This is a genomic window from Pontibacter sp. BAB1700 (assembly GCF_000277005.1).
Taxonomy (GTDB): domain Bacteria; phylum Bacteroidota; class Bacteroidia; order Cytophagales; family Hymenobacteraceae; genus Pontibacter; species Pontibacter lucknowensis.
This window is the reverse complement of the sequence record NZ_AKIS01000185.1, coordinates 1-13,090: the sequence shown is the minus strand read 5'-3', so window position 1 is coordinate 13,090 and position 13,090 is coordinate 1. Positions and strand designations below refer to the sequence as shown.

13 protein-coding genes are annotated in these 13,090 nt (G+C 54.0%); 8 read left to right on the top strand and 5 right to left on the bottom strand.

Annotated features, from left to right (window positions below):
- From O71_RS18650 to O71_RS18640, 4 genes are all read left to right on the top strand, one after another.
- Window positions 1-521, top strand: a 521-nt coding sequence (locus O71_RS18650) for a sugar nucleotide-binding protein (protein ID WP_007660081.1), incomplete at its 5' end; no start/stop codon positions are given.
- Between the two features lie 122 nt (window positions 522-643).
- Window positions 644-2,299 carry a sodium-dependent transporter gene (locus O71_RS18645; protein WP_007660080.1) on the top strand — a complete coding sequence of 552 codons (1,656 nt, stop codon included), beginning with the start codon at window positions 644-646 and terminating at the stop codon, window positions 2,297-2,299.
- A 6-nt stretch (window positions 2,300-2,305) separates the two neighbouring features.
- Window positions 2,306-2,467, top strand: a complete 162-nt coding sequence (locus O71_RS24430; protein ID WP_192811708.1) for a hypothetical protein — start codon at window positions 2,306-2,308, stop codon at window positions 2,465-2,467.
- Between the two features lie 7 nt (window positions 2,468-2,474).
- Window positions 2,475-3,509 (top strand): helix-hairpin-helix domain-containing protein, encoded by a 1,035-nt coding sequence (locus O71_RS18640; protein ID WP_007660070.1) that lies wholly within the window; start codon window positions 2,475-2,477, stop codon window positions 3,507-3,509.
- Here O71_RS18640 and O71_RS18635 read toward each other — a convergent pair.
- From O71_RS18635 to O71_RS18630, 3 genes are all read right to left on the bottom strand, one after another.
- On the bottom strand, window positions 3,441-3,815 hold the full coding sequence (locus O71_RS18635) for an NUDIX hydrolase (protein ID WP_007660068.1): 375 nt from the start codon (window positions 3,813-3,815) through the stop codon (window positions 3,441-3,443). The two genes, O71_RS18640 and O71_RS18635, sit on opposite strands and share 69 nt — an antisense overlap.
- A 131-nt stretch (window positions 3,816-3,946) precedes the next feature.
- Window positions 3,947-4,084, bottom strand: coding sequence for a hypothetical protein (locus O71_RS24080; RefSeq protein WP_155801008.1), 138 nt, complete (start codon window positions 4,082-4,084; stop codon window positions 3,947-3,949).
- A complete protein-coding gene (locus O71_RS18630; RefSeq protein WP_155801007.1) occupies window positions 4,057-5,037 on the bottom strand; it encodes a S9 family peptidase in 981 nt (326 codons plus the stop codon). Before O71_RS18630 ends, O71_RS24080 begins: the two co-directional genes overlap by 28 nt.
- A 354-nt stretch (window positions 5,038-5,391) precedes the next feature.
- On the opposite strand from O71_RS18630, the gene O71_RS18625 reads away from it, so the two are divergent.
- The 4 genes from O71_RS18625 to O71_RS18615 all read left to right on the top strand — a co-directional run bounded on the left by O71_RS18625 (window position 5,392) and on the right by O71_RS18615 (window position 11,304).
- Window positions 5,392-8,595, top strand: a complete 3,204-nt coding sequence (locus tag O71_RS18625) for an AAA domain-containing protein (protein WP_051017812.1) — start codon at window positions 5,392-5,394, stop codon at window positions 8,593-8,595.
- 5 nt (window positions 8,596-8,600) lie between these two features.
- Window positions 8,601-9,347, top strand: a complete 747-nt coding sequence (locus O71_RS22115; protein WP_051017811.1) for an AAA domain-containing protein — start codon at window positions 8,601-8,603, stop codon at window positions 9,345-9,347.
- A gap of 115 nt (window positions 9,348-9,462) precedes the next feature.
- Entirely contained in the window at window positions 9,463-10,320 is an 858-nt protein-coding gene (locus O71_RS18620) for a hypothetical protein (RefSeq protein ID WP_007660064.1), read from the top strand.
- A gap of 117 nt (window positions 10,321-10,437) precedes the next feature.
- Complete coding sequence (locus tag O71_RS18615; protein ID WP_040574779.1) at window positions 10,438-11,304, top strand: SDR family oxidoreductase; 867 nt, start codon at window positions 10,438-10,440, stop codon at window positions 11,302-11,304.
- Between the two features lie 117 nt (window positions 11,305-11,421).
- Here the strand turns inward: O71_RS18615 and O71_RS18610 are convergent, their stop codons facing one another.
- Both O71_RS18610 and O71_RS24425 read right to left on the bottom strand, forming a co-directional pair.
- On the bottom strand, window positions 11,422-12,948 hold the full coding sequence (locus O71_RS18610) for a hypothetical protein (RefSeq protein ID WP_155801006.1): 1,527 nt from the start codon (window positions 12,946-12,948) through the stop codon (window positions 11,422-11,424).
- The coding region (locus O71_RS24425; RefSeq protein ID WP_007660056.1) for a hypothetical protein at window positions 12,906-13,090 on the bottom strand (185 nt) is incomplete at its 5' end. The genes O71_RS24425 and O71_RS18610, both read right to left, overlap by 43 nt.

The following is a 13,090-nucleotide window of genomic DNA, read 5'->3' as shown; positions in this document are numbered from 1 at the left end:
AGCGAGGAGCGAGCAACCCGATCAGCTTTTATGGCGAGACCAAACTGATGGCCGAGGAGATCGTGAAGAAGGCGAGATGCAAATGGGCAATACTCCGTACCGTGCTGGTGTATGGCGTGGTGCACGACTACGGCCGCACGAACATAGTGCTGTGGGTGCGTGATAGCTTGCGAGCCGGCAAAGTAATCAAAGTAGTGACCGATCAGTTCCGTACCCCAACGCTGGCTGAGGACCTGGCCATGGGCTGTTGGCTTGCGGTAGAGCGCGACGCTGAAGGCGTTTACAACATCTCAGGCAAGGAAATGTATACCCCTTACGACATGGCGATGCTCGTAGCTGACTACTTCGACCTGGACAAATCACTGATCGATAAAGCGGATGGCAGTACCTTTTCGCAGCCTGCCAAGCGACCGCCGCGCACTGGTTTTATCATCACCAAAGCCGAACGTGAACTAGGGTACAGGCCCCATACCTTTGAAGAGGGCATCGCCATGGTCGCAGAACAGGCTGATATGTATTAAAAATATTGAATTTAATATGGTGCAATCAGAACCATTGTTTAAATTGTAAGCTTTAAATCCCTATTATCCGTGCCTTTACACTAAACCAACTAATCTAAACTAACCAACCTTTACCTCTTTTTATGAGTGCTAACAAAGAATCATGGGGCTCCCGGGTGGGTCTCATTCTGGCCATGGCCGGCAACGCGGTGGGCTTGGGAAACTTCCTCCGTTTCCCAGTGCAGGCGGTGCAGAACGGCGGTGGAGCTTTCATCATACCCTATCTGATCTGCTTTCTGGTAATGGGTATTCCGCTTCTCTGGATTGAATGGTCCATGGGCCGCTTCGGTGGTAAGTTCGGTCACCACTCCACACCGTTTATTGTGGACACCATGCACCGCAACCGCCTCTGGAAGTACATCGGGGTATTTGGTATCTGGACAAACATTGCGGTAGCCTCATATTACTGCTACCTGGAGTCCTGGACGCTCTCTTACGTGTTTCACTCTATCGGTGGTACCTTCGCCGGGCTTGATCAGAATGGCGTGTCAGCTTTCTTCAACGAGTATGTGAGCCTGGGCGAGTCTACCTTCGGTATACCTTATGAGCCGATCGTTTTCTTTGTGATCTGCTTGCTGCTTAACACCTGGATCCTTTCTCAGGGTCTTGCCAAAGGGGTGGAACGTGTCGCCAAGATTGGTATGCCTTTGCTGATTCTGTTTGGTATTTTCCTGGCATATAAAGGCTTCACTATCACGGCAGGTGAGAATGGCGCTATCAACGATAGTTCTGTAGGTCTTAACTTCCTGTGGACACCGAACTTCGACGAACTATGGTCGCCAAGTGTATGGCTGGCAGCTGCCGGTCAGATCTTCTTTACCTTGTCGGTAGGTATGGGTACCATACATTGCTACGCTTCTTATGTGCGCTCCAAAGACGATATCGCCCTCAATGCGATGTCTGCCGGTTGGATGAACGAATTTGTGGAAGTGGTGCTGGGTGCTGCTATCCTGATCCCGATCTCTATCGGTTACCTGGGCGTTGACGGCGTGACGGAACTGGTGAACAGCCAGGGTGGTCTTGGGCTTGGTTTCAGAACGCTGCCATACCTGTTCTACCAGTGGGGCGATGTGCTGGGCGCCGTAGCCGGTGTGATGTGGTTCGGCCTCCTGTTCTTTGCCGGTATTACCTCATCGCTTGCCATGGGCACGCCTTGGATCGGCTTCCTGCAGGACGAGTTTAACTGGAGACGCAAGCCAGCTGCCTGGTCATTCGGTCTGATCGTGTTGCTGCTGGGTATGCCAACGGTGCTGTTCTTTAAGTATGGTGTATTCGACGAGTATGATTACTGGGCGGGGACCGTGTCGTTGGTAGTGTTTGCGCTATTTGAATCTATTCTGTTTGCGTGGGTGTTTGGTATGAACAAGGGCTGGCGTGAGATTACCTCCGGTGCCGACATTCAAGTGCCTAACTTCTATAAGTTCATAATCAAGTTTGTGACGCCGTTGCTCTTGCTTTGGGTATTTATAGGCTCGCTTATTACACCAAAAGGCGGTGACTGGGCCGGAGCCTTTGCTAATGGCTGGGAACTGGACGATAGTTCGATCATCAATAAGATCAAGAACTCCAGCCTGAAGCGCCAGCTTGCCGAGGCGACTGATCCGGAAGTGATTCAGCAGTTGCAGGATACGTTGTTCTTTGTGAACGCTTCGCGTACATTGTTAGTAGCTGTATTCCTGAGCATTGCGCTGCTGGTATACATTGCCTACAAAAAAAGAGTTAGAGAAGGAAGAATTTAGGAAACTATGAATACATCTGCACTTGTTGTCATGCTCAGTACCATATTGCTGGTAACTGGCTTAATGTCATACTTCTTTTACCGGGTGCTGAATGCACCTCCAAAGCCGGAGCCCGATTCATATCTCGACAATGATGACGAGATAGAGCGGCAGGCTCCGCGGGCATAAATTAAAGATGAGAAAACTCAAGTACTGGATTCGACGCAACTTTGGCTTCTCGCAAGGTGAGGTGAACGGGTTTCTGGTACTGCTAGGGGCAATGGTGCTGCTGACGGCAGCACCATTGTTATTTAAATGGGTTACAAAGCCTGATCCCATCTCTTTTGATAGTAGCTCATCCGACAAACAGCTGCTTGACAGCCTGGTGGCCCAACTCGAAGCGAAACAACCAGAGCTGAAGGGTGGGAAGGAAATCTACCAGGTGCCTGTAGCACTGCAGCCTTTCAACCCCAATAACTTAAGCGAGGAGCAATGGCAGGAGCTGGGCATGCCCAGGTATATGGCGCAGCGCATTCTCAACTACCGTAACAAAGTCGGCGACTTCACTTACAAGGCACAGCTCGGGACCATTTACGGTCTGCCTGATTCTGTCTTTCAGAAGCTATACCCTTACATCCAACTCCCCGAAACCAAACCTGACAGGTATAGCCGCAACCAGGGTATAGCCGGTAGTCCACGGACTGCGCCAAACCCAAACTGGGCCAGTAGCCCACGTCCCCGTGAGCGATTTATCCTGGCGCCTTTCAACATCAACTCTGCCGATACCACGGCTCTGAAGCAGATCAGAGGCATAGGTAGCAAACTGTCGGCAAGGATTGTGAAATACAGGGATGGCCTGGGCGGTTTCCACAGTATGGCGCAAGTACAGGAAGTGTTCGGGTTGCCACCGGCCGTGGTAGACAGCCTTCAGAAGTATACCTTCGTGCCTAAAGCTTACACCTTGCAGCAGCTGTCACTTAATCAAGCCAATGCCGATCAGTTGAAAGCACACCCTTATATCAGTTCTAATGTGGCGCGGGCGATTGTGGCTTACCGGGAGCAGCATGGTGCTTTCAGGCAGGTAGAGGATATCCGGCAGATCAAGATTGTGACGGCAGAGCTGTTTGAGAAAATCAGCCTTACCTGGAGCTGTAGGTATAGTTTAGCTTTTGAGAGCGTTTATCATTCGCTCTGCCTTCTCCAGCGCCTGGCGCTCACTTTTGAAAGATAGCAGCTCTTTTGCCGCCTGCAAGTCTACCCAGCGGGCTTCGTTCACTTCCCAGTCGTGCTGGCCGATGTCGCCAGACTCGTAAGCCAACAGGAAGAAATGCACAAACTTGTGAAAACGAACCCGCTGTCCGGCTTTGTTTCCCACATACCAGTACTCAATCGTGTCGATCTTCTCAAGCAGCGAAGCTATCACACCGGTTTCCTCCTGCACTTCACGTGCGGCGGTCGCTTCGGGAGTTTCGCCGGGGTCTACTATACCTTTGGGAAGCTGCCAGCGGGCGGGTTTGCCAACCGAAATCAGGGCCACCTCTATACCTGAGGCCCTCGCTGAAACACCACCCCGCCGGATGACACCTGCTCTAGCGTAGGCAGGCCAGGTTTAGCTTGTTCTTCTTTTTTTGAAGCGTCAGACATTGGCTCGATCTATCCACATAATGATCACTGACCAGCCACAGGCTCGGCCGGAGGGGCTGGCATCTTCTTCTGCTGTTCATTCAGCCAAAGCAGACCGGGGTTATAGGCCATGTCGTGCACACCCTCAAACAGGGTTAGCCTGACATTAGCTGACTCCCGCACAAACACAATTTTGGGGTCTTTCGCTCCGAAATATTTGTCGCGGGTGGTAGCGCCTTCCATCCCCTCGGGCAGGGCCTGCTCTTCCAGGATATAGTCAATTTCCTTTTGAGAGATGGTATCGGTCGGATTGGCAAGTATGTTAAAGGCCTGATGGAATGGTCGGGTGGTACGAGAACATCGACTGTACCATGCGCCAGGAAGATCGGCACGTCCTTGGCATTGTGGATGTAGGTGCTCGGGCTGCGGCGCTTGCATTCTTCGGCGGCGGGCGTGCCAGGTATGGGCTCCCCGCCACAGGCTGTCACCACGTGCCGGTTGTAGTCACGGTGCGGGTAATTCTGGCTGAAAGCATACCAGTCCACCAGGTCGAACACAGGAACCCAGGCCACCACACCGGCCCATATTTCGGGGTGCCGGCCAGCTGCCACCAAAGCAGTCATAGCGCCGCCCGATGAACCCAGGATATAAATGCGCGACTCATCTATTTCAGCGTTTGCTTTGGCGTAGTTTACAGCGTCTACCAGGTCCTGAATGGCCAGGTCAGAGGCCATGGCTTCCGGTTTGTCAAACTTGCCACGATAGTTAGGGTGTATAAAGGCCCAGTCATACTCCTTGGACCAAAGCGCAAAGGGAATGCTAACTTCCTGCAGGTACTCGCTGCTCCAACTGTGCAGCATCACCAGCAAAGGGCGAGGGCCAGTTGTTTCGGAGGTATAGAACAGCGCCGGCTGCTCGTTACCGTCGAGCGTGGACTTGATCTTGATTTCCTGTATTTCAGGCACCTGCTCTTTCCACTTTTGGATACTCTCGTCCGCAAACTTGGATGGGTATTTTTTGGAGGTTGTGTACTCGTCCATACGAGCTACTTCTTTCTCCATCCGCTCTTTGCGGCAGGCAGACAGCAGCGTGAGGACCAGTCCGAGCAACAGGAGCAGATTTATGGGTTTTCTCATAGTAAATATTGATGCAAATCGGATGCAAGCTACAGCTTGTGCGTGATACTACAACTGCTGTTCAGGTGAAAATGTTATAAGGAAAGCAGATCACAGAAGCGCAAAATAGCTTAACCGGAATTTTTATTCCATACGGCTAAATATGCACAATAGGTTAAGCAGCGTAGGGTTTATGCAGTTTTCAGTTTAGGAGCTGCCTTGGCTATGATCCAGGTGAGGGTCGGTCGCTTTGTGTGGCATCAGGAATCGCTTCCAAGTCCACTAAATTCATGCTAACTTGCCGTAATGCTGCCGACTTGCCGTATAGCTACAGACTATTCTGCAATTCCATCCGTTTTCGGAGCAATACACTGTATGAAATCCATTCTTAAAAGCTATCGCCATCGTCTGCTCAACCTGAGTGCCGGAAACAGAGCCCTGTTGCTGCTGCGGCTTTCGCGTGAGCTGCACCTGGATATAAACGAACTGGATTTCATCAACAACAAACCTGCTTTCCATGTGCTGGAGAAGGTGATCAGTGGCAAAAGTGCCATGCTGGCCCCCTTTGCCGACAGTCGCTATGCCCCCGTGACGCCGGTGAGCCAACGCATGCGCTACATTCGCCGCAAGGCTGACATGATCGAAGAAGAGCGTGGAAGCCGGGAGCTATACCTGGGCTGGCCATTTGTGCATGGCAAATTCGCTGATGGCACCACCGTACGCTGCCCGCTGCTTTTTTTTCCGGTGCAGCTGCAGGTAAATGCCAGGCAGGAATGGGAGCTTGTACCTGATCCGTCGCAGCCGGCACAGTTCAACCAGAGCTTTGTGCTGGCCTACGCGCACTACATGGGCACCCCTTTGGCCGAACCTTTGCTGGAACTTGATCTGGGTACACTGCCCACGCACCCGCTGGAGTTTCGCACGCAGGTATACGAACTACTGAAGGAGAACCAGCTGACGGTGCATGCAGGCCGTGAGTTTTTTACTGATAAACTCAAGCCATTCCACGATTTCCGAAAGGCCGACTACGAAGCCGATCTGAAACCCGGTCAGCTATACCTGGAGCAGGAAGCTGTGCTGGGGCTATACCCGCAGGCTGCCTCTTATCTGTTAAGCGACTACGACGAACTGCTGCAGCGCGAGGGGTTACAGGAGATGGAAGACCTGTTCGCGGCACCCGATGCAGGTATAGGCCAGTCAGCCACTCAGGCGCAGCATACCTTTACAGCTTTTGCCATGGATGCCTCGCAGGAGGTCGCCTTGCAGCAAGTGAAGTTGGGGCGTTCGCTGGTGGTGCAGGGGCCTCCGGGTACGGGCAAATCGCAGCTGATTTGTAACCTTGTGTCAGACTTCACAGCCCGGGGCAAGCGGGTGCTGGTGGTGAGTCAGAAACGTGCCGCCCTCGATGTGGTGCACCAGCGTCTGTCATCAGCCGGTCTGGGGCCGTTTGCCGCTTTGGTGCATGATATCAACGCCGACCGCAAAAGCATCTACCAGCAACTGCTGCTGCAGATAGACCAGCTGGAAGAATACAAGAAGCAGAACCACGCCCTCAACAGCATCTATACCGACCGTACTTTCCTGGAAGTGAGTCGTGGCATCAACCAATGCCTGCAAAAGCTGGAGGCTTTCCGTGCCGCCCTGTTCGACAGCAGCCGCTGCGGCTGGTCGCCCAAGGAGCTATACCTGCGCAGCAGCCTGCAGCAGCCTCACGTGCAGCTTCCGGAGGTGTTCAGGCAGTTTACAGCTGATACCATCCATGATTTCTTGCCCCGTCTGCGGGCTTGCCTGCAGCAGGGCATTGTGCTGGAGCAGCCTGGCTTCATCTGGAAAGAGCGCCACAGCTTGCAGGGCTTTGGATGGCCGCAGCGGCAGGAACTGGAGCGCACTATCGAGGCACTGCCTGAGCAATACCGCTCCCTACGGCAAGGTATAAGCCAACTCAGCGGTTCTGACTTTGAGCTCAGCAGCCTGGAGCGCTACCGAAGCGCCTACGACACCCTGGACGAACTGCAGCACATGCTCGAGCAGGAAGGTGTGCCCGAAGTGCTGCAACCCCTCCTGCGCAAACAGGCCAAAGCATCAGAATTGAAAAAACTGGTGCGCCAGCTCAAAGGGCTATACCTGGTGTGTCCCGCTCCGGACGCAGCCATACCTGTCGAGCAACTCACGCTGGTGAAGTCGGCCATCTCAGCTTATGAAGCGCAGCAGAAAGATTTCCTGAAAGGTATAGGCTGGTTTTTCTCACAGGATAAAAAAGTGCTGCAGCAGGCATTAGGCAAATACAAGTTTGACCTGACCCCTAAGGGGGTAGGTGAACTGCAGCGGCGTATCGAACTGCGGGAGCAGGCACAGGAGCTGATCAAAGCCATCAACAAGAGCATTGGCTATACCTTGCGACTGGAAGACAACCCGACACCGATGCTGCAAAAACTGGAAGTAGCTGAGCAGGCCCTAGAGGCACACCAGTTGCTCAAGCAGCTGCATCGGGAGCGTGTGCTGCACGAAAAGATGTGGCTGGAGACAAACCTGTCAGGGCACTTGCAGGCCCTGGCACAGGCACTGCAGGTGTTTGAACAGCGCTACGGGCAGTGGGAGCAATGGCTCCCTAAAACACAGATAGAAAAGCTGACAGAACAGGAAGGTTACAGCAAGCTGATGCTGGACACCCTGCAACAGTACTTCGAACAAATAGTAGCCTACGACGAGCTGAACAGTACACTGACTTTAGCCGAACGAGAGGTATGCCGCCAGGTGCTGCACGAAGGTATAGCCACCGCTCAAGACGGAGAAGTGCTGTTCCTGAACAGTCTGTACCTGGCTTGGCTGCACGAGCTCGAAAGCCAGAAGCCTGAACTTCGTATGCCCGACAGTGGCGAGCTAGACCGTGTAGAAACAGAGCTGCAAAGCCTGCTGCAGCAAAAGCAGAATCTGAGTCAGGAGATCGTGCTCTCGCGGCTGCGGGAGCAGACCTACCGGCACATGGAGTACAACCGGCTTGGCAATGCTGTGACTTATCGTCGGCTGCATGCACAGGTCAGCAAAAAGCGCAGCCTGTACCCGATCCGCAAACTGTTCGAACTGTTCAGTGAGGAGATCCTGAATCTGGTACCCTGCTGGCTGGCGTCACCCGAAACGGTATCGGCTGTTTTTCCGCTGGAGCGCTGCTTTGACCTGGTGATCTTTGACGAGGCCAGCCAATGCTTTGCTGAGACAGGTATACCGGCCATGCTGCGCGGGCAGCAGGTGGTAGTGGCTGGCGACGAACAGCAGTTGCGACCATCAGACCTGTACCGCTCACGTTGGGGCGGCAATGGTGACGAAGAGCCAGAAGAGCTGACGGCGGAGTCGCTTTTGCAGCTTTGTGGGCTATACCTACCGCAGACCATGCTCACCCAGCACTACCGCAGCCGCTTCCCCGAGCTGATCGATTTCTCGAACCGTCACTTCTACCGCAACCGCCTGGAGCTTATACCTGAGTTGCAGGATGTGAATGCTCGTCAGCCCGCTATCCAGTTTGTAAAAGTACAGGGCCTGTGGCAGCAAAACAGCAACCTGCCAGAAGCTGAGAAAGTGTAGAGCAGGTGCTTCAGCTGCTGCAGAACGGTGCACATGATATAGGTGTGATCACCTTCAACTACAATCAGCAGATGCTGGTGCAGGACTTGCTGGAGCAAAAGACCCAGTTGCAAGGTATAGCCTTGCCACCAACTGTAACGGTGAAGAACATTGAGAACATGCAAGGGGATGAGAAGGAGGTTGTGATCTTATCGGTGGGGTATGCACCGGATGCCAAAGGCCGTATGGTAATGCAGTTCGGTAGCCTGAACCAGGCCGGTGGCGAAAACCGGCTGAATGTGGCGATCACCCGTGCCCGGCAAATGGTGATCGTGGTGAGCAGTATCCGGAGTGAGCAGTTGCTGGTGGACAATTCGCAGCACGCGGGCCCAAAACTGCTTCGCGACTACCTGCACTATGCCCAGCAAGTCAGCCGTCGCTACTTCAAGTACGAGCCGCAGGTACTGCCTATGCCGGCACAGGTACCGATGCTAAAAGAGCAGCTGGCGCAATTGGTGCCTGCTTTGCAAGCCGCCATGCCTTTTGCTGACCTGACCACCGTGGAGGAAGGCAACTATAGCAGCGTCGTACTGACCGATGATGACCTGTACTTCAACAACCTTTCCGTACGTCATGCCCACGCCGACATCCCCAGGCTACTACAGCAAAGACACTGGCCCTTCCAGCGCGTATACAGCCGCCAGTTCTGGGCAAATAAAGATGCGCTCGTGAGAAAGCTAAAGGGATTGGGAGTTGGGGAGATAAGGAGTTAGAGAGTTATCATGTAGCGACATTACACTGTAATATCATGCTGGGATGCCAGGCGGAACATCCCGTCCGAATCATTCACCCAGCCATCAACAATTTAGCAATTTACCTATCCCATAAATGCTCATCAAACTTTTCACCCTGTATGTATACCTGCAAACGGCTTTGTGCGGCTGCGGAGCGGACAGGCGCAACAGCGACTTTGAGCGATTGAGGAAAGATTACAAGGTGAAGGTGCAGCGAATCGGTCGCTTAGATAGCCGCATAAAAGAGAGCTCAGGGCTTGCACATGCATCAGACAGCACCCTCTGGACGCACCCTGACAGTGGTTCTCCGGCTGAGCTGTACCTGTTTAACCTAAAAGGGGAGCTGCTGCGAACGGTGCCATTGCCACTTCCTAACCGGGACTGGGAGGAACTGGCGCAGGACCGGAAGGGAAACTTGTATATCGGTGACTTTGGCAACAATGCCAATGCCCGCCGCGATCTGCGGGTGTTCAGGGTGCAGCAGGAGGGAATGGCCGTGCAGGACACTATTTATTTCAGCTTTGCTGATCAGCAGGAATTTCCCCCGCCTACACAGCAGCGCCACTTCGATATGGAGGCCTTCTTTTATCGTGCTGACAGTTTACACCTTTTCACCAAGAGCCGCGCCCGCAAAGGCATCACCCATCGCTATACCCTGCCCGCTTTGGGCGGCACCTATACCCTGGAGCCACAGGAAAAAATTCGTGTCAGTTCTGCGATCACGGCTGCTGACAGCGCTCCGAATGGAAAAGATTTTGCCTTGCTCGGGTATGGGCGGCTATACCTGTTTGAACCCCAAGATGAGCAGGTACAATTTGCGGGCAAGCGCTACTGCCTGCCACTAGGCCGCACAGGTCAGGCCGAGGCCTTGCTATACCTGTCGCCTACCGAGTTGCTCATTAGCAACGAAAATGGAAAGCTATACCTAGTCAGCTTTGAGCCGAAGCACTGATTTTCATCATCCCCTTTAACCTATCACCAACATGATCAGTTTATAAGTAAAGCTGTATAATGACACGGCAGAAGGCCTTGGCACGTATAGCTAACATACCCCTTAACAGATAAGACTATGCGACAAACGATATTGGTAACTGGCGCTACAGGTACAGTAGGCCGTGAAGTTATAAAACAACTGGCCATGCAGGATGTGAAGGTACGGGCAGGTGTGCACTCCGTTATCAAAGGCGAAAACCTGAAGCGGTTGCCAGGTGTGGAGATTGTGGAGATCGACTTCCGGGACCCGAATTCCCTGCACGCAGCTTTTACGCATGTAGATGGGCTCGTGCTCATCACGCCACTTTCTGAAGACCAGTTGGAGATGGCTCGTAACCTAGTAGAAGAGGCCAAGCGGCAGGATGTAAAACATATTGTAAAACTTTCAGCTCTGGGAGCCGGAGCTGAACCGGGTATACAGCTTGGCCGCTGGCACCGTGAGATGGAAACTTATGTAGAGGAGAGTGGCATCCCCTATACAATACTTCGGCCAGCTGGCTTTATGCAAAACCTGGTGAACTACAGTGCTGATTCAATAAAAGGGGAAGGTAAATTTTACATGCCAGTAGGGGAGGGAAAGGTCAGCTACATCGATACCCGCGACATAGCGGCGGTAGTTGTAGAGGTGCTGCTGTCAGAAGAACACATGGGAAAGGTATACGAACTCACCGGACCAGAGGCACTTTCGCATCATGAAATGGCTACCTTGCTGGGCGAGGCAACAGGTAAGAAGGTAGACTTTGTGGATGTGCCGGAAGAAGCAGCCCGCGAAGCCATTAAGTCGCATCGTACACCTGCCTCAATTACCGATGCTTTGCTGGAGCTATACGCAGCCTATAAGGCGGGTAAATCAGCTAAGGTAAGCAACACAGTACAGGAAATTACAGGTCGGCCTCCTCACAGCTTCCGTCAGTTCGCACAGGATTACCAGGAGTGCTTTTGATGGAACTGGTATAAAGTAGTCTGCATAATCCAGCATGTATGGAGCTGGAGTACGACAAAAAAGAAGCGCTCCTTCGAGTCAGGATGCGGGAGCGCTCTTGCTTTAGCTTACTGCTGGTTAGTCCAGGTCACGGTAGCGGTCGCTTCTTCTTGTTTCGAAGCCGCTGTCGTCGCCGTAGCCGGAACGTCCGCGCTGTGAGTAATCCTGGTCACCCATGCCGCTGCGATAGTTTTCGCGGGAAGATGAACCTTGGTTATCGCTGTAGTATGACGTGCCGCTGTCCATAGAACCATAACGGCTCTGGTCGCCGCCGCGTCCGCCCTGGCCATAGCCACCTTCACGGTAGCCACTCTGGCCATAGCCACTCATGCCGCCGCCTCTGGAAGAGCCGCCCATAGAGCCACCACCGCCAGACGAACTGCCGTAGCTGCCGCTGCTCATACCTGAGCCCATGCCGCTTCGCGAGCTGCCATAGCCGCCCTGCGAAGAAGAGCCATAACCGCCTTGTGAGCCGCCGCGTCCGCTCATAGAGCCGTAATCGGCACCTTGTGAACCGTAGCGGGAAGAGCCGCCGTAACCGCTCTGCGATCCAGAGTTGTCGTCATAAGAACGACCGCTTCTGCTGCGGTCCTGAGATGAACGATACTCGTCATTATAGGAGCCGCCACGAGATCCGTAGCCGCCTTGTGATCCATAACCACCCTGCATAGAGCTTTGGGAGTCGTACCCTCTCTGCGAACCATAGTCATCTCTGTCATACTCACTCATGCCTCTGGAAGAGCCGTAACCCATAGAACCATGTCGGTCGCGATCACCGTAGCCGCCACCCTGGGAGCCACCCATAGAGCCGCCGCCTCTGGACGAGCCGCCATAGCCGCCGCTCATGCCTGAGCCCATGCTGCCGCTGGAGCCGTAACCGCCTTGTGAGCTGCCGTAACCGCCCTGAGAGCCACCGCGGCTGCTCATAGAACCGTAATCTCCTTGAGATGAAGAACTGTAGCCGCTGCTGTCGCCGTAACCGCGCTGCATGCCGCTACCCTGAGACGAACCATAGTTGCCCTGTGAGCCACGCTGACCATAGTCACCCTGGCCGTAACCTTGCTGGTAACTGCCCTGGCTGCCATAGCCGCCGTGCATATTTGTTCTGGATGATCCGGAGCCTGTCATGCTGGAACCGTAGCCTTCCTGGCCACTCATGCTACCACCATAGCCGCTCTGAGATGAGCCGCCGTAACCACCTTGAGATGAGCCACCATAGCTACTGCCCTGGTTGCTGCTGCGATAGCCACCGCCTTGCTCATATCCACCTCGGCCGCTGTCGTAGCTGCCATAGCCACCCTGGTTAGAGCCGCTGCCCTGCATACCGAAAGAGCCTTGTGAACCACCGAAGCTCTGGCCACCGATGTTATCACCTTCTCTGTCCTGCATGCCACCTTGCATACCTCCTCTCGATGCACCAAAATCCTGGTCCTGGTAGCGGGCGCGATTGCCTTCCATACCACCTTGGTTGCCATAGTTGAAGCCACCTTGTGAACCCCAGTCAGACTGAGAGGAAGAGCCGTAGCCACCGCTCATGCCGCCGCCGCCGGAACCACCACGGTTCATAGAACCATAGCCGCTGCTGTCGCCGTAGCCGCGCTGCATGCCACCGCCTTGCTGTGATGAGCCGTAGTCGCCTGATAGCCGTAGCCACTCTGGCCGCCATAGCCGCCACTGTGCTGCGAGCCATAGCCATAGCCACCTTGTGAGCCGTAGCCCTGCTGGTCGCCGGAGCTCTGACCTCCCT

What these genes read in the sequence shown, in the direction of transcription:
- O71_RS18620 (WP_007660064.1), top strand. Translation starts at nt 9,463, where the DNA reads ATGCTCATCAAACTTTTCACCCTGTATGTATACCTGCAAACGGCTTTG.
- O71_RS18610 (WP_155801006.1), bottom strand. Translation starts at nt 12,948, where the DNA reads ATGCAGCGCGGCTACGGCGACAGCAGCGGCTATGGTTCTATGAACCGT.
- O71_RS18630 (WP_155801007.1), bottom strand. Translation starts at nt 5,037, where the DNA reads ATGAGAAAACCCATAAATCTGCTCCTGTTGCTCGGACTGGTCCTCACG.
- O71_RS18645 (WP_007660080.1), top strand. Translation starts at nt 644, where the DNA reads ATGAGTGCTAACAAAGAATCATGGGGCTCCCGGGTGGGTCTCATTCTG.
- O71_RS18615 (WP_040574779.1), top strand. Translation starts at nt 10,438, where the DNA reads ATGCGACAAACGATATTGGTAACTGGCGCTACAGGTACAGTAGGCCGT.
- O71_RS18625 (WP_051017812.1), top strand. Translation starts at nt 5,392, where the DNA reads ATGAAATCCATTCTTAAAAGCTATCGCCATCGTCTGCTCAACCTGAGT.
- O71_RS24430 (WP_192811708.1), top strand. Translation starts at nt 2,306, where the DNA reads ATGAATACATCTGCACTTGTTGTCATGCTCAGTACCATATTGCTGGTA.
- O71_RS18640 (WP_007660070.1), top strand. Translation starts at nt 2,475, where the DNA reads ATGAGAAAACTCAAGTACTGGATTCGACGCAACTTTGGCTTCTCGCAA.